This window comes from Ligilactobacillus sp. 110_WCHN (genome assembly GCF_030518115.1).
Taxonomy (GTDB): Bacteria; Bacillota; Bacilli; order Lactobacillales; family Lactobacillaceae; genus Ligilactobacillus; species Ligilactobacillus aviarius_C.
Map to the genome: position 1 here is coordinate 1 of NZ_JAULLI010000009.1, position 15,685 is coordinate 15,685.

General features: G+C 40.4%; 16 protein-coding genes. 13 read left to right on the forward strand and 3 right to left on the reverse strand.

Going from position 1 to position 15,685, the window contains the following annotated elements; genetic code table 11:
- Nucleotides 1-31: 31 nt before the first annotated feature.
- The 3 genes from Q3C15_RS04315 to Q3C15_RS04325 form a co-directional block, all read right to left on the reverse strand.
- Complete coding sequence (locus Q3C15_RS04315; RefSeq protein WP_064207757.1) at nucleotides 32-937, reverse strand: peptidylprolyl isomerase PrsA; 906 nt, start codon at nucleotides 935-937, stop codon at nucleotides 32-34.
- 123 nt (nucleotides 938-1,060) lie between these two features.
- Entirely contained in the window at nucleotides 1,061-1,363 is a 303-nt protein-coding gene (locus Q3C15_RS04320; RefSeq protein ID WP_302704349.1) for a hypothetical protein, read from the reverse strand.
- 2 nt (nucleotides 1,364-1,365) lie between these two features.
- On the reverse strand, nucleotides 1,366-1,797 hold the full coding sequence (locus Q3C15_RS04325; RefSeq protein WP_204779115.1) for an HIT family protein: 432 nt from the start codon (nucleotides 1,795-1,797) through the stop codon (nucleotides 1,366-1,368).
- An 87-nt stretch (nucleotides 1,798-1,884) separates the two neighbouring features.
- On the opposite strand from Q3C15_RS04325, the gene Q3C15_RS04330 reads away from it, so the two are divergent.
- The 13 genes from Q3C15_RS04330 to nrdR all read left to right on the forward strand — a co-directional run bounded on the left by Q3C15_RS04330 (nucleotide 1,885) and on the right by nrdR (nucleotide 15,681).
- Nucleotides 1,885-2,625: an ABC transporter ATP-binding protein gene (locus Q3C15_RS04330; RefSeq protein ID WP_204779114.1), complete on the forward strand. Its 741-nt coding sequence runs from the start codon at nucleotides 1,885-1,887 to the stop codon at nucleotides 2,623-2,625.
- Nucleotides 2,618-3,829 (forward strand): ABC transporter permease, encoded by a 1,212-nt coding sequence (locus Q3C15_RS04335; protein WP_289554812.1) that lies wholly within the window; start codon nucleotides 2,618-2,620, stop codon nucleotides 3,827-3,829. The genes Q3C15_RS04330 and Q3C15_RS04335 overlap by 8 nt, the downstream gene beginning before the upstream one ends.
- A gap of 65 nt (nucleotides 3,830-3,894) precedes the next feature.
- Nucleotides 3,895-4,698: a phosphotransferase family protein gene (locus Q3C15_RS04340; RefSeq protein ID WP_283580378.1), complete on the forward strand. Its 804-nt coding sequence runs from the start codon at nucleotides 3,895-3,897 to the stop codon at nucleotides 4,696-4,698.
- Nucleotides 4,699-4,758: 60 nt separating this feature from the next.
- Nucleotides 4,759-5,415: a tRNA (guanosine(46)-N7)-methyltransferase TrmB gene (gene trmB / locus Q3C15_RS04345; RefSeq protein ID WP_289554811.1), complete on the forward strand. Its 657-nt coding sequence runs from the start codon at nucleotides 4,759-4,761 to the stop codon at nucleotides 5,413-5,415.
- Nucleotides 5,415-5,735, forward strand: coding sequence for a thioredoxin family protein (locus tag Q3C15_RS04350; RefSeq protein WP_204779111.1), 321 nt, complete (start codon nucleotides 5,415-5,417; stop codon nucleotides 5,733-5,735). Before trmB ends, Q3C15_RS04350 begins: the two co-directional genes overlap by 1 nt.
- Nucleotides 5,736-5,748: 13 nt before the next feature.
- Nucleotides 5,749-6,393 carry a YtpR family tRNA-binding protein gene (ytpR, locus tag Q3C15_RS04355; protein WP_283602078.1) on the forward strand — a complete coding sequence of 215 codons (645 nt, stop codon included), beginning with the start codon at nucleotides 5,749-5,751 and terminating at the stop codon, nucleotides 6,391-6,393.
- Nucleotides 6,394-6,487: 94 nt separating this feature from the next.
- Entirely contained in the window at nucleotides 6,488-8,827 is a 2,340-nt protein-coding gene (locus Q3C15_RS04360; RefSeq protein WP_289554810.1) for a DNA translocase FtsK, read from the forward strand.
- Between the two features lie 62 nt (nucleotides 8,828-8,889).
- Complete coding sequence (gene murC, locus Q3C15_RS04365; protein ID WP_064207732.1) at nucleotides 8,890-10,221, forward strand: UDP-N-acetylmuramate--L-alanine ligase; 1,332 nt, start codon at nucleotides 8,890-8,892, stop codon at nucleotides 10,219-10,221.
- 94 nt (nucleotides 10,222-10,315) lie between these two features.
- The gene (locus Q3C15_RS04370; protein WP_204779107.1) at nucleotides 10,316-11,008 is read left to right on the forward strand and encodes a Bax inhibitor-1/YccA family protein; all 693 of its coding nucleotides are present in this window, start codon (nucleotides 10,316-10,318) and stop codon (nucleotides 11,006-11,008) included.
- A gap of 87 nt (nucleotides 11,009-11,095) precedes the next feature.
- Nucleotides 11,096-13,762 carry a DNA polymerase I gene (gene polA / locus Q3C15_RS04375; RefSeq protein ID WP_289554809.1) on the forward strand — a complete coding sequence of 889 codons (2,667 nt, stop codon included), beginning with the start codon at nucleotides 11,096-11,098 and terminating at the stop codon, nucleotides 13,760-13,762.
- A 12-nt stretch (nucleotides 13,763-13,774) separates the two neighbouring features.
- Nucleotides 13,775-14,602: a DNA-formamidopyrimidine glycosylase gene (gene mutM / locus Q3C15_RS04380; protein WP_289554808.1), complete on the forward strand. Its 828-nt coding sequence runs from the start codon at nucleotides 13,775-13,777 to the stop codon at nucleotides 14,600-14,602.
- Nucleotides 14,602-15,216: a dephospho-CoA kinase gene (gene coaE / locus Q3C15_RS04385; RefSeq protein WP_283579907.1), complete on the forward strand. Its 615-nt coding sequence runs from the start codon at nucleotides 14,602-14,604 to the stop codon at nucleotides 15,214-15,216. The genes mutM and coaE overlap by 1 nt, the downstream gene beginning before the upstream one ends.
- A complete protein-coding gene (nrdR, locus tag Q3C15_RS04390; protein ID WP_057827879.1) occupies nucleotides 15,217-15,681 on the forward strand; it encodes a transcriptional regulator NrdR in 465 nt (154 codons plus the stop codon).
- The last annotated feature ends 4 nt before the right edge of the window (nucleotides 15,682-15,685 follow it).

Genomic DNA, 15,685 nt, shown 5'->3' on the forward strand with positions numbered 1-15,685 from the left:
CAATCGCTGCAGGGCTTTTATTTAACTAATCTTATTTATTGTTTTGAGCTGCACCTGTATTGTTACCTGAACCAGTGTAGTTTGCTAAGATGTTTTGTAAATCTTTATCTTTGATTGAAACGTCACCGTTCTTCAATACCTTAGATACAACCTTTTGCAATGTTGCTTGATCATTCATTTCTTCATTGATGATTTGATCTTTCAATTGCTTGATGTGGTCTTTCATTTGACCCTTGCCAGGGTTCTTGATGCAGTAGATAACTTGGTAACCATATGGAGTCTTAACTGGGGTTTCAGTGAATTGACCAGTCTTTAACTTGAATGCGGCTTGCTTGAATGAGTTATCTAATTGAGTGTCTGTTCCGTCAAATGAAGGAAGCTTGCCACCTTTGTTCTTTGTAGCAGTATCTTCTGAATACTTCTTAGCTAATTGCTTGAAGTTGTCGTAACTGCCGTTTTGCTTAAGTTGGTTGATGACATTTTGAGCATCAGATTCTTTTTGAACTAAGATGTGAGCAACCGTGATCTTTGGTTCGAAGCTCTTCCATTGTTGTTGGAGCATCTTGTTGGTAATCTTTGTGTTTGCAATTACAGCTTGCTTAAGTAACAAGTTATCCCGAATTTGATCCTTTAATGTTGAAGGAGTCAAATTATTTTGTTGCAATGCAGTTGAGAATTGAGCACCGTATTGACTCTTCAATGCATTGTATTGCTTGTCGACATCTTTGCTTGAAACCTTGCTACCGTAGTCTTTTTCAAGCACTTTGTCTAAAATCATTTGTTGAAGGACTTGCTTACCGCTTTGAGTTTCCTTCATCTTGTTGTAATATTCGCTTTCAGTGATCTTACCACCTGAAGTTGTGGCAACGGTCTTTGAACATGCAGCTAAACTGAATGCCATTAAAACCCCTAAAGCTGCAACAAGCAGTTTTTTCATTTTCTTCATAAGAAATAAACACATCCATTTCTATTCTTTTTTAATAACATTCCTAACTATACCATAAAAAAGGCAGGGCGGAATAAAATTCAGTAAATTTTCATATATTATTCTGTTTTTAATCTACCTATCTTTGAGTTCGTTTTTGATGTTGCCGATTAACGGCTGAATATCGGTTGAATACTTGGTAATATCTGATTCTAAATCTTGAATCACATCTTTAGAATCATTAAAGACTTGTTTGGCTTCTGAAACTTTTTGCTTAACAATTTCAGCCTTATCAATGACATTATCAACTGATCCGTTGATGTGATCAACATCGATCGAATGTTGGATCAATGCGTCCAGAATTTGATCTTTTTTCCAATAGGCAATTCCAGCTAAAGCTCCTGAAATTAAGATGAAACGCAAAAGAAATTTTCTCATAATTATTTCTCCAATTTAGTCCGGATTCGGGCAGCAATTTCTTCTAATTGATTGGCGTTATAGTTTGCAGTATTATCAGCAAAATTCATTGAGAACCCTTCATCTGCAGAATACCGCGGAATAAAGTGAATATGGGAATGAAAGACTGACTGGTATGCAACTTCCCCGTTGTTATTGACGATGTTTAATCCTTGAATTGCAGGATCAAAGTTGCGAACGGCCCGCGCAATCATTGGAATTTTAGTTAAGACTTTTTGAGCAAGATCATCATCGTATTCAAAGATATCTTGAACATGCTTTTTAGGAACTAAAAGCGTATGTCCAGGCGTTGCTTGCGAAATATCAAGAAATGCCTTCACATCTTCATCTTCATAAACCGTTGTACTTGGAATTTCACCACTGATGATTTTACAAAAAACACAATTGTCAGCCATAATAATCCTTCTTTCATTTATCGTTCACAATCAAGTATACATGATATAATTTTTACTAACAACGGATAGTAGAAGGGAACGAAGAATATGACATTAAAAGTGAGTCATTTAGTTGGGGGATATTCTCAAATCCCAGTCCTTAAGGATGTTTCGTTTGAAGTTCACCCCGGCGAATTGGTTGGCTTGATCGGACTGAACGGGGCCGGAAAGTCAACGACAATCAAACATATTATTGGCCTGCTTGAACCGCAAAAGGGCGAGATTACGATTGATGGGGTCACTTTATTTGATGACCCTGAAAAATATAAAACAAAGTTGGCATACATTCCGGAAACGCCAATCTTATATGATGAATTAACGTTGAAAGAACACCTTGAATTAACAATGATGGCCTATAACCTTGACCGTGATGAAGCGTGGAACAAGGCGAACCGGTTGTTAAAAATGTTCCGGTTAGATAAGAAACTTGATTGGTTCCCAGCAAACTTTTCAAAGGGAATGCGCCAAAAAGTAATGATCACCTGTGCGTTTATTACCAATGCCGAAATTTTTATTATTGATGAACCGTTTTACGGTCTTGATCCGCTTGCAATTCGGGATTTAACGTCCCTAATTGATGAAGTTAAGGCTCGGGGAGCAGCTGTCTTGATGTCGACGCACGTGCTTGAAACTGCGCAAAAAATCTGCGACCGGTTTGTGATGCTTAATCATGGTCAAGTTGAAGCTCAAGGTGATTTGAGCGATCTTCAAGATCAAATGAATAAGCAAGATGCTGATTTATCAGATATTTATTTAGAAATGACACAAGGGGAGTCGGCTAATGAATAAAATTTGGAATCAACGTCTCAGTCAATATCAGCAAAAATTATTGAAATATTTGCGTTATGTTTTTAATGACCATTTTGTAATTGCGCTCTTTTTTGTTTTTGGGGCCGTTTGCTATGGCTACTTCAATTTTATTGATCATTACGTTCATCCACTGATACTTCTTGATTGGTTCGTTGCAATCATCGCATTAATGGTTATTTTACAGATTGGAAAGTTTGCAACGCTTCTTCAAAAGCCGGATATTGTTTTCTTACTGCCAAATGATTACCGCATTAACAATTATTTGATCAAAGCCCGGCATCACAGCATGACGATGACCGCATTAATTCAAATTGGCTGTGGATTGATCACGGTCCCGTTCTTAGTTCGGGTTCTTCATTTTAAATGGCTTGATTGGGCAGTTTTACTTATCAGTCAGGTTCTTTTTAAATGGATGCAGCTTCTTTTTGAAGAAACTGGTTTGTTTGATCAAAGATGGAATTCAAGTCAAATGCAACTTTTAAAGCAGGGCCTTCCACTGATTGGAATTGCGGGCGGAATCCTGCTTAGTCCATGGTTAAGTTTAGGAATTGCGGTGATTGGTTGGGGCAGCATGTTTCAATTGCGAAAAAAGGCGAGCTATCACGTCTTCAAATGGAAAGATGCAATTGCCGCCGAAGATAAACGGGTCATGCGGACCTACAAATTTTTCAGTTTGTTTACGGATGTTCCGGAAGTCCATCAAAAAATCAAACGGCGGCGTTATTTGGACTGGCTGTTACCGCGCATTCAGCAAGATTCACACCAAACATATAAGTATTTATACTGGCGTGGGTTTTGGCGCAATTCGGAATATAGTGGATTATTTATGCGGCTAACGATCATTGGGATTTTGTTGATGTTGTTCATCAATTTAAAGTGGGTAAGTCTTCTGATCGGATTATTATTTATCTACTTAACCAGTTTCCAATTGATTCCGCTTGCAAACCAATTTTATGATATTGTTTTTACACATCTTTATCCGGTAAAGCTCAGCCAGCAACTTGCAAGTTTTCGGAAAATTCTCGGCGCATTAACGGCTGTTCAAGCTGTGATTTTTACCGTAGCATTGTTAATTGCAACTCATTCATTGACTGCAGCGGCTGGGTTGGTGATGGGGGCAGTTGGAATTGAACTTTTGCTTGCCCATTTCAGCCTTAATAAAAGATTTAATAAAGGTGCTTGACATTATTTGCAGGTATTTTGTAGACTTTAATTAGTTATCGATATGTGTAGGAGGAGAGTGACAAAATGGAATCCAATCAAAAGTCTGGTTGGCGCATTCTCCCAGTTAACGGTGACACCGGAATGGCTTATATGGGTGTCAATAATGATAAACGCTTATTTTTAAAACGGAATACATCACCATTTTTGGCGGCGCTCTCGATTGAAGAAATTACGCCGCGCTTGGTATGGACAAAACGAATGACGTCAGGAGATACCCTGACCGCTCAGGAATGGTTAAATGGACGGAACCTCAAACGCGAAGAAATGCGGGAAAAGCGTGTTTCTGATTTACTGTGGCGGGTTCATCATTCTTCATTATTAAAGAAGATGTGGAAACAAGTTGGTGGACGGACCCTGACTCCTGCCGATTTGATCGATAAGTGTTATCTTGAATTAGCACCGGATTTACGAAATCATCCTTTAATTTCGAAAGTCTTAAAAGCATTGAAGGGTAATCAACCGCAATTGGGACGCTCGAATTACGAAGTATGTCATGGCGATTTAAATCACAAAAACTGGCTCTTATCCGATGAAGATAAGCTTTATCTTGTTGATTGGGATTCAGCTAAGTTAGCTGATCCGGCATTGGATTTAAGCATGTTAATGTGCCAGTATGTCCCACGTTTGAAGTGGAATCAATGGTTGACTCAATATTTCGGTCGTCAACCAAGCGACGAGACGCAAAAGCGAATCGTTTGGTACGCAATGGAAAACATGATTGAAACAATTGAGGACCATCACCGGCGTGGTCGTTTCCATGAAATGAACCAAGACATCGTTAAGTTAGCAGCAATTGTAAATGAACAAGACTATTATAAAATTGATTAATAAATGATTGAGAGGCTGGGCGGTGGCACAGCCTCCTGATTTTTTAGAGAGGAAATTTGAATGAGACTTCGAAATCGTCCGTGGGCGAAACCTTTAATTGAAGAAAATCCGCAATATGTGGTGACTGAACCGCAACAGTTTAAAGGAAAATGGCAGACGCGGTTTGAAAAACCAGCACCGCTTTTCGTGGAAGTCGGAATGGGAAAGGGACAGTTTATCGTTGAAATGGCTGCGCGTCATCCGGAAAATAACTATATTGGAATGGAATTACAGACCGTTGCTACCGGAATGGCATTGAAGAAGCAATTAGAACGCAAATTGCCGAATTTGCAGCTTGTTCGGGCAGACGGATCCGGATTGACCGAATACTTTGAAGAAGATGAAGTTGACGGAATCTACCTTAATTTTTCTGATCCATGGCCGAAAAAACGTCAAGCTAAGCGGCGGTTAACGTACCCGACATTTTTAAAGCAGTACCAAATCGTGATGAAAAACAGCGGAAATATTGAATTTAAAACCGATAATCGTGGATTATTTGAATATTCGCTAACATCAATGAATAACTTTGGAATGCGGTTTGATCAGGTTTGGCTTGATCTTCATCAAAGCGAAGACCTTGAAGATAACGTGATGACTGAATACGAAGAAAAGTTCAGTAAAAAGGGCCCGATTTATAAGTTAAAGGTCCATTTCAAACGGAAAGGGGAAAATGAGTAATGGAAAAACTACCAAAGATGACGATGGATGAACTCAAGCAAAAGATTGCATCCGGAAATTATGTTTTGTTTTTCACGGCAACATGGTGCGGTGATTGCCGGTTTATTAAACCATTTATGCCGGAAATCGAAGCTGATTTTCCTGAATATACATTTTTGAAAATTGACCGTGATGAAAACATTGATCTTTGCCAAGCGCTTGATGTAATGGGAATTCCAAGCTTTATTGTGTACCGGGATGGTCAGGAAGCCGACCGCTTTGTAAGCAAAGATCGGAAAACGAAAGAAGAAGTCGAAAACTTTTTGAAGAATATTAAATAGGGGTGTGTTGACGATGTTAATTTCAAGTTATAATCCAAAACATTTAGGCGATGTCTTGATTACGATGATCAAGCCGGATGCGGCCAAGCAATCTTCTGAAAAGAAGGAAAATGTAGTTCGCATTTTTAACCGTGAGACGAATGAAACACTTGGTTACAACTTTTTTGATGTGTCCCAAACGTTGACCGGATTAAATGGTCAGGGACAAGTTTTGTTAACTGCTGATCAAGTTAAATTATTAAACGAATTATTGACGAAGGTTGGCTTTGAAGATCTCTTAGAAGAAGATCAAACACCAAAATTTGTTGTCGGATACGTTGAGGAAATGGAAGCTCATCCGGATTCGGATCACCTGCACGTAACGAAGACCCGCGTTGATAATGACCAAGTTTTGCAAATCGTTTGCGGAGCACCCAACATTGAACAGGGCCAAACCGTTGTGGTTGCCAAGGAAGGCGCAATGATGCCAACGGGCGCAATGATTTGGAATGGCAAACTTCGTGGGGTTGAAAGTGATGGAATGATTTGTTCAGCCCGCGAATTAGGGTTGCCAAATGCACCGCAAAAGCGTGGGATTTTGGTTTTGCCAACTGATGAATATCATGTTGGTGATGAATTCGACTTTGATAAGGCAGCAACATTATTTACTAAAAATTAAGCGCAAAATTCGCGTGATCTATGATAAAATGGGCTAGGTAACCTTTAGACGTAATTGGGTTCTGGCCCAATTTTTTTAGTTAGGATGACAAAATATGGAACATTATGATGGACCGGCTTTTTTTCGGCGTCAACCAGTCGAAAAGCCACGGAAAAAAATAAATAACCACTCAGCTGAAGGATTACGCCAAACGGAAGATAGCCATCGGGAATTTCATCCTAGCTATATTCCGCCTTCAGTTTTAACGCTGGGTTCAAAAAACTTAAAAGAAAAGTATCGCCAATTAGTAACTGAAATTACGAAAGCAGATGAAGATTATCTGTTGTTTGATGATGCGGTCAATTCAATTGATGTTGTTGATCTGCTTCATTTTACACCTGAATCAGCGGTTGATGATGAACCGCAAAAAGAAGAACAGGTCTCATCTCAAGCGAATCTGGAGCCGATGAAATCGAGTTTGGCTGAAAGTCCTCTTGAAAAGAACGAAAATGAAGTTGCTGAACATCAGCTCGAGTCTTCATCAAGCGATGAATCTGAAACTTTGAATTCAAGTGAAGATGTTCAAGCTCCGGATCATCAAATTGATGATGACGAATTTGAGCAGGTTAAACCAGAGGCTGATGAAGCTTCAGCAACTGAGACTGAGAGCGAACCGGATGAAGAGCTTGAAATGGATGAAGCGGATAACAGTTCTGAAAATGATACTGATAAATCGACACCTGAAACGGATTCTTCGGTGGATGGCTCAATGAAAGCTGAACCTGTGATTGAAGAACCAGGGCAGAAACCAGCCGATACAGAAGACCATCTTCCAGAAGCTGCAACTACTGAATCAGCACCTTCTCAATCGCCAATTGAGAGCCAAAACGATGACTTATCAGGCCATGCGTTGAGCAAATCGCTTGGCGACATTATGAATGAAGAAAATAATGCGCAACGGAATTTAAAGATTTTTGACTCACCGAAACCGGAACCGGTTTCAGTAACTAACAGTTGTGTCGATAATCATGGTCGTGGATATCAGTTACCGCCGTTATCGCTTCTTCCAGAACCAGTAGGGGAGGATAGCGAGCAGACTGAAGAATGGGCTTTGAATCAAGCTGATATTTTGAATGAAACGTTTAAGGCCTTTAATGTCGATGCGCAGGTCAAAGACTGGACAGTGGGCCCAACCGTTACCCAATTTGAAGTTACGCTGGCCCTTGGGGTAAAAGTAAGCAAGATTACGAACTTAGCTGATGATTTGAAGCTGGCATTGGCTGCAAAGGATATCCGAATTGAAGCGCCAATTGCTGGTAAGAGCAGTGTCGGAATCGAAATTCCGAATAAATTCTCGCGGCCGGTCATGCTGTCAGAGGTCTTGAATTCGCCGCAGTTTAAGAATGCACGGTCGCCATTGACGGTTGCGTTAGGGGTTGACCTGTTTGGAATTCCGCAAGTGACGAATATCCATGATATGCCGCACGGATTGATTGCGGGCGCAACCGGATCGGGAAAGTCAGTTTTTATTAATAGTTTGCTGATCTCACTTCTGTATAAGGCAACTCCTGAACAGGTTAAATTGCTGTTGATCGATCCGAAGACGGTCGAATTAGCGCCGTACTCTGAATTACCACACTTGCTTGCTCCGGTAATTTCAGATCCGCAGGCAGCAACGGCATCATTGAAGTGGGCTGTTGAAGAAATGAATAACCGGTATGAAAAGTTAGCAGCTGCCGGGGTTCGCGATATTGATAGTTTTAACGCGAAAGTTGAGGAAACCGGCGAATACGGCCTTCACATGCCATATATTGTGATTATCATCGACGAATTAGCCGATTTGATGATGACCGCTTCGGCAGAAATTGCCGATTATATTGGTCAAATTACAGCGAAGGCACGGGCATGTGGAATTCATTTGCTGGTCGCTACTCAACGGCCAAGTGTTGATGTGATTACCGGAACGATGAAGAATAACATTCCGACTCGGATCGCATTTATGGTTTCAAGTCAAGTTGATTCGCGCACGATTATTGATTCTGCCGGTGCTGAAAAGCTTCTTGGCCGAGGTGATATGCTTTATCTTGGAAATGGGAAGAGCCAACCAGTTCGGCTTCAAGGAACATATATCAATGACGATAAAATTGATGAAATCGTTGATTTTGTTAAGAAGCAGGGTAAGCCGCATTATGCATTTGATCCGGATAACCTGAAGAAAAAAGAATTGAATCACGAAAACGAAGATGAGTTGCTTCCACGGGTTCTCGAATACATCGTTAACGAAGAAACAACGTCAACTTCAAAACTTCAACGGGTATTTTCAATTGGTTATAACCGGGCTGCGCGGATCATTGAAGAGTTGGAGAAAAAGCAGTACATTTCACCAGCGCATGGTTCAAAGCCGCGGAAAGTCTTTTTAACTGAAGAAGAATTAGACAAAATGCAAAATGAATAAATAATTTTAACTGAACATATGATAGACTATGGATAAGACATGATAAGAGAGGATTTTTTCTAATGGACATGGATGCAACATACTTTTTTGTGGGAATTAAAGGAACAGGAATGAGTTCGCTTGCATTGATCTTACATGACAAGGGATGTAAAGTGATGGGTTCAGACATTGACAAGTATACTTTTACTCAACGTGGACTTGAACAAGCAGGAATCAAAATTTTACCTTTCAATGCTGACAATATTAAACCAGGAATGATCATTGTTGCCGGCAACGCATTTAACGATGATCAAGAAGAAATTGCGAAGGCAAAGGAAATGGGCTTAAAGGTAATGCGTTACCCTGAAGTTGTCGAAATGATCATTGAAGAAACAACAAGTATCGGCGTTGCTGGTGCTCACGGAAAGACAAGTACAACCGGCCTCCTTGCACATGTAATGAGTGGGGTTTCACCAACAAGCTACTTAGTTGGGGATGGTTCTGGAAAGGGGACGCCGGATGCCCGCTTCTTTGTTTTTGAAGCTGATGAGTACCGGCGGCACTTTGTTGCATATCACCCAGATTATACGATCATGACGAACATCGATTTTGATCACCCGGATTACTTTACGGGAATCGATGATGTGTGTGATGCCTTTGAAACCCTTGCACGGCAAACTAAGAAGGGAATCTTTGCATGGGGCGAAGACAAGAACTTACGGAAATTAAATGCCAATGTTCCGATTTATTATTACGGGACAGAAGATAACGATGATTTCGTTGCCAAAAATATTAAACGGACAACAACCGGCTCAAGTTTTGATGTTTACTTCCACGATCAATTCTTAGGGAACTTTGAAACTCACTTGTTCGGTGAACACAACGTTTTGAATACGTTGGCAGTGATTGCGGTCAGCTACTTTGAAAAGATCGACCTCGGCAAGGTCAAACAAGAATTATTGACCTTTAAAGGGGTTAAACGTCGCTTTACTGAAAAAACGGTTGCTGATATGGTCATCATTGACGATTATGCCCACCACCCACATGAAATTCGGGCAACATTGGATGCAGCCCGGCAGCAATATCCGAATAAAAAGTTAATTGCTGTTTTCCAACCGCATACCTTTACGCGGACGATCGCATTGATGGATGACTTTGCTAAGAGCCTGAACATCGCTGATCAAGTATACTTAACTGATATTTTTGGTTCGATTCGTGAAAATAGCGGCAATGTTTCATCAGCTGACCTTGGGAAGAAGATCACTAAGGGTGGCGAAGTTTTGAAACTTGACAACATGTCACCACTTTTGGATTATCATGATGCCGTTGTGATTTTCATGGGAGCCGGCGATATTCAAAAGTATGAACGCGTTTATGAACAATTGCTTAGTGAATTAAGCTTAAACAAAAATTAAGGTTAAACAAGGCTTTTTCTAATGGATTATGTTAGGAAAAAGCCTTTTTTGTGTGCTATAATCTTCCCTACAATGAATTAGAAGGAGAGTTTTTATGGATAATTTTGATCAACAAAGCTCAGTCAACATGCAGGGCTTGAACCGGTTCCTGTCACGGATGTATGGCTACATGGCAGGGGCAATCGCAATTTCGGCCATTATGGCATTTATTACGGTTAAATATTTACAATATACGATTTTCAGCAGCCCAGTAATGATGATTGTTTTAGGAATCGTTTCGATCGTGATGGTGTTCTCATTGTCATATAATCCTAACCGGTCGGCGGCTGCAAGTATCTTAATGCTTTTTGGATATGCGGCAATTGAAGGAATTTTCTTCTCATCGATTTTGGCGGTTTATACAATGAAGAACATTACAATGGCATTTGTTTCGGCAGCCGTTGTCTTTGTTGTTTTAAGTCTGTTCGGGTTAAATACTAAGAAAGACTTATCCCGTTTTGGACGCCAGGCATTTGCTGCATTGATCGCCTTGTTAATTGTTTCAGTGATCAACCTGTTCTTGCACAGTGCAGCGATTGAATACATCTTCTCATATGTTGGGGTTGTGATCTTTACGATTTTAACTGCATGGGATACGCAAAACATGAAGAACATTTATCTTCAATATGGTGATCAGTATGAAGTTAACGGTTTGGCAGTCAATGGTGCTTTGCAACTTTACCTTGACTTCATCAACATGTTTATCTACCTTGTTCAGATCTTTGGCCACAACGATAATCAAAACTAAAATGAAAGTCGCGGAATTTCCGCGATTTTTATTTTGCACGAATGATTTGGTAGAATAAGGGTAATAATAAGAACGAGGAAAAGGTTAATGACAGATTCAACGAAAAAATTATTATTAATTGATGGAAATAGTGTTGCTTTTCGCGCATTCTATGCACTTTATAATCAAGTTGAAAAGTTTACGAACCATGACGGCTTGCATACAAATGCAATTTACAGTTTTAAAATTATGTTGGATAAGTTACTGAAACAAATTGATCCAACAAATATTTTGGTTGCGTTCGATGCCGGAAGAACAACGTTTCGAACTGAAAAGTATGCTGACTATAAGGGCCAGCGAAGTAAAACGCCCCAAGAACTTTCAGAACAATTTCCGTTTTTGCGTGAAATGCTCACAGACTACGGAATCAAAAGTTATGATCTAAAGAATTATGAAGCCGATGATATTATTGGGACCCTTGCTAAAGAAGCTGAGGGTGAAGGCTTTCAAATTACGATCGTAACTGGGGATCGGGATTTGACTCAGCTTGCAACGGATCAAACAACGGTTGCAATTACCAAAAAAGGGGTTTCTGAAATTGAAGAGTACACTCCGGAACACATTGAAGAAAAATTTGGATTAAATCCGCGGCAAATTATTGATATGAAAGGACTTGTGGGGGATACTTCTGATAATTATCCCGGAGTAACGAAGGTCGGTGAAAAGACCGCAATTAAGTTGCTGAAAAAGTATGGTTCAATTGAGGGCATTTATGACCAAATTGACGAGATGCGGCAATCGAAGATGAAGGAACATTTGATCGAGGATAAGGAACAAGCCTTTATGAGTAAGGACCTTGCTCGAATTCGGCAAGATGCTCCAATCGAAGTGGGCATTAAGGATACTGAATGGTCTGGAATTGATTACGAAAAATTAGAAAGTTTCTATCAACAGATGGACTTTAACCGTTTCTTGAGTGAACTTCATCAAAATCAGGGAGCGGCAAATTCAGAAAGCGCGGCAATCGATTATACTGAATTAACTGCGGCTAACCTTAAGAAATTAGGAAAGCCAGATGATTCTTCAATCACGTTCCATCTTGAAATGGACGGGGAAAATTATCATAAAGCGCCGATCATTGGGTTTGCAATTTTGAAGGACGACAAATACTTTGTTTCAAATCAGCCCCAATTATTAAAAGAACCCGTTCTGAAAGAACTGCTTGAAAAGACAACCATGGATGTCTTTAACGCCAAACGAAATTACGTTGGATTAAATCGCCTTGGGATTCAAATGGCTCCCGTTGATTTTGATTTATTGTTAGTTTCATACTTGTTAAATAATACTGATAACAGTGATGATCTTGGAAAACTTGCCCATGAGCATCAATATTATCAGGTTCAAAGCGATGAAGATGTGTACGGTAAAGGCGCCAAGCGGTCAGTTCCAGTTGATCAACCAGAATTCTTGCAACATTTGGCTCATAAAGTCCAAGCAATTCATGATTTGAAATCCCAATTAATGGATGAACTGGATGCCCATGAACAGACTGAATTATATGAAACGATTGAACGGCCATTGTCGATTGTTCTTGCTCAAATGGAAATTGCGGGAATTAAGGTCGACATTGACCGGTTAATGCAGATGCGCAGCGAGTTTAAAGAACGGTTAGCTGAAATCGAGCAGCAGATTTATCAAGAAGCCGGCGAAGAATTTAATATCGGGTCACCTAAACAATTAGGAGTAATTTTGTTTGAAAAGTTAAAATTACCAGTTATTAAGAAAACCAAGACCGGGTATTCAACGGCAGTCAGCGTTCTTGAGAAATTGCAAGGATTAAATCCGATTATTGACAATATTTTGCTGTACCGGCAGCTTTCAAAGCTTCAATCAACCTATGTTGAAGGCTTATTAAAAGTTGTCTTTAAGGAAGATAGCAAGGTCCACACCCGGTATACCCAAACGTTGACATCAACGGGACGGTTGTCATCGGTTGACCCGAACTTGCAAAATATTCCGGTTCGCCTTGAAGAAGGACGGAAAATTCGCCAAGCATTTGTTCCAAGTCATTCAGGATGGCAGATTTTTTCATCGGATTATTCCCAAATTGAATTGCGGGTCTTAGCTCACATTTCAGGTGACGAAAACATGCAGGAAGCGTTCAAAACCGGGGCAGATATTCACGCAAGTACCGCGATGAAGATTTTTAATTTGGATAGTCCAGATGAGGTTACACCGAATATGCGGCGCCAAGCCAAAGCCGTAAACTTCGGAATTGTTTACGGAATCAGCGATTTTGGCTTAGCCCAAAATATTGGAATTACCCGCAAAGCAGCCAAGAAATTTATTGAAACGTATTTTGAATCATTCCCAGGAGTTCATAAGTACATGACGGGGATTGTCGAGCTTGCAAAGAAGCAGGGTTACGTTGAAACCTTGTTCCACCGGCGTCGTTATTTACCAGAAATCAATAGTAAAAATTATAATTTGCGGTCATTCGCTGAACGGACGGCAATGAATTCGCCAATTCAAGGCAGTGCAGCGGACATTATTAAGATTGCGATGATTCGGATGCAAAAAATGTTACGTGAAAAGGGATTAAAGGCTCAAATGCTGCTTCAGGTTCATGATGAACTGATTTTTGAAGCGCCGAAAGAAGAGATTCCGGTGCTTAAAGAACTCGTTCCGAAAGTGATGGATTCAGCAGTTGATTTGGCCGTTCCGTTGAAAGTTGAAAGTGCTTCAGGCGATACGTGGTTTGATGCAAAAAAATAAGAGGTGAGAGAAATGCCGGAATTACCAGAAGTTGAAACGGTTCGTCGGGGAGTTTCATCCCAGGTTTTAAACGTTCCGATTAAGAAAATTGATGTTAATTACGAAAAAATGATCAATAACGATGTTGATGATTTTAAAAAGAAATTAACGGGGCAAAAGATTACCCGGATCGACCGGCGGGGGAAGTATTTGCTTTTTCGGTTTACCGGAAACTTAACGATGGTTTCCCATCTTCGGATGGAAGGCAAATACATCATTGAAAATCACAATGCACCAATGGAAAAACATAGTCATGTAATTTTTGAGCTCGCGGATGGACGTGATTTGCGCTATAACGATTCCCGCAAATTTGGCCGGATGCAACTTATGCAAACGGGCGAAGAACTTGAATTTCCGGGAATTAAAAAACTCGGTCCGGAACCGTTAAGTGCTGATTTTACGGTTGATGATTTTTACGAGCGCCTCCAGAAAAAGAAAAAAATGATCAAACCGGCCCTCCTTGATCAAACGGTCGTTACGGGGTTGGGAAATATTTATGTTGATGAGGTTCTATGGATGAGTAAAATTCACCCGCAAACGCCGGCTAATCATTTGACCCGGAGTGATGTGCAAAAATTGCATGATAACATCATCAAGGAATTAAATCTCGCAATTGATGCTCAAGGAACAACGGTTTTCTCATTTAAAAACGCGTACAATCACGCAGGACAATTCCAGGATCAATTACACGTATACCGGAAGACAGGCGAACCGTGTGAACGGTGCCACACGCCAATTGAACGGTTAGTTGTTGGTCAACGGGGGACCCATATTTGTCCAAAGGAGCAGAAAATCAAATAATGACATATGTTTTAGGATTGACTGGCGGAATTGCTTCTGGAAAGTCGACGGTCAGCAAGATTTTGGCATCATATGGAGCCGAAATCATTGACGGCGACGTAATTGCCCGCCGGTTACAGCAACCGGGCGAAGAAGGATTACGTCAAATCGAACTTCAATTTGGCAAAGAGTATTTGAATGCAGATGGTAGTCTTAACCGAACGAAACTTGGTGATTTAGTATTTAATGACCCTGCAGAATTGGCAAAATTAAATCACATTATGCGGCCGCTGATTCATCAGCAAATTATTGAACGGGTGAACCAGGCCAAGAAAGCCAAGGTCAAATTGGCAGTCATCGATATTGCACTGCTCATTGAAGGGCATTACTTAGATTTGTGTACCAGTACGATGATGATCGAAACGACAAGCGCAAAGCAGCTTTCGAATTTAATGAATCGGAATCATTTATCAAAAGCCCAGGCGCAAGCGCGGATCAATGCTCAAATGAGCAACTGTGAACGGGCAAAGTATGTTGATGAAGTGATTACCAATAACGGGTCAGTTGAAGAATTAAAGCTAAAAATGATAAAATGGTTGACATCAAAGCATTTATTGGGAAGCGAGGTGGAGTAAATGTTATGTCCGCAATGTCACAATAATAGTTCACGGGTTGTTGATAGTCGTCCTGCTGACAACGGAAATGCCATTCGACGGCGGCGGGAATGTGAAAAATGCGGCTACCGGTTCACAACGTTTGAACGGATCGAAGCAACTCCATTATTAGTAATTAAGAAAAACGGAAATCGGGAAGAGTTTAACCGCGATAAGATTTTACACGGAATTATGCGCGCGGCAGAAAAGCGTCCCGTTAGTATGGATAAAATTACCGATATCGTTGATGAAGTTGAACGCAAAATCCGCGCAGTCGGCGGGACCGAAGTTTCAAGTCAATTGATTGGCGAATACGTGATGAACATTTTGGCGGATGTTGATGATGTTACCTACATCCGTTTTGCAAGTGTTTACCATGAATTCAAGGATATGCAATCATTTGCAGATGAATTGCAGGAATTAATGAAACGGAATAAGCAGAAATAAATTA

Coding starts and splice junctions, on each gene's coding strand:
- murC (WP_064207732.1), top strand. CDS start 8,890: ATGGACATGGATGCAACATACTTTTTTGTGGGAATTAAAGGAACAGGA.
- nrdR (WP_057827879.1), top strand. CDS start 15,217: ATGTTATGTCCGCAATGTCACAATAATAGTTCACGGGTTGTTGATAGT.
- ytpR (WP_283602078.1), top strand. CDS start 5,749: ATGTTAATTTCAAGTTATAATCCAAAACATTTAGGCGATGTCTTGATT.
- mutM (WP_289554808.1), top strand. CDS start 13,775: ATGCCGGAATTACCAGAAGTTGAAACGGTTCGTCGGGGAGTTTCATCC.
- Q3C15_RS04325 (WP_204779115.1), bottom strand. CDS start 1,797: ATGGCTGACAATTGTGTTTTTTGTAAAATCATCAGTGGTGAAATTCCA.
- Q3C15_RS04330 (WP_204779114.1), top strand. CDS start 1,885: ATGACATTAAAAGTGAGTCATTTAGTTGGGGGATATTCTCAAATCCCA.
- Q3C15_RS04360 (WP_289554810.1), top strand. CDS start 6,488: ATGGAACATTATGATGGACCGGCTTTTTTTCGGCGTCAACCAGTCGAA.
- polA (WP_289554809.1), top strand. CDS start 11,096: ATGACAGATTCAACGAAAAAATTATTATTAATTGATGGAAATAGTGTT.
- Q3C15_RS04315 (WP_064207757.1), bottom strand. CDS start 937: ATGAAAAAACTGCTTGTTGCAGCTTTAGGGGTTTTAATGGCATTCAGT.
- trmB (WP_289554811.1), top strand. CDS start 4,759: ATGAGACTTCGAAATCGTCCGTGGGCGAAACCTTTAATTGAAGAAAAT.
- Q3C15_RS04370 (WP_204779107.1), top strand. CDS start 10,316: ATGGATAATTTTGATCAACAAAGCTCAGTCAACATGCAGGGCTTGAAC.
- Q3C15_RS04350 (WP_204779111.1), top strand. CDS start 5,415: ATGGAAAAACTACCAAAGATGACGATGGATGAACTCAAGCAAAAGATT.
- Q3C15_RS04340 (WP_283580378.1), top strand. CDS start 3,895: ATGGAATCCAATCAAAAGTCTGGTTGGCGCATTCTCCCAGTTAACGGT.
- Q3C15_RS04320 (WP_302704349.1), bottom strand. CDS start 1,363: ATGAGAAAATTTCTTTTGCGTTTCATCTTAATTTCAGGAGCTTTAGCT.
- Q3C15_RS04335 (WP_289554812.1), top strand. CDS start 2,618: ATGAATAAAATTTGGAATCAACGTCTCAGTCAATATCAGCAAAAATTA.
- coaE (WP_283579907.1), top strand. CDS start 14,602: ATGACATATGTTTTAGGATTGACTGGCGGAATTGCTTCTGGAAAGTCG.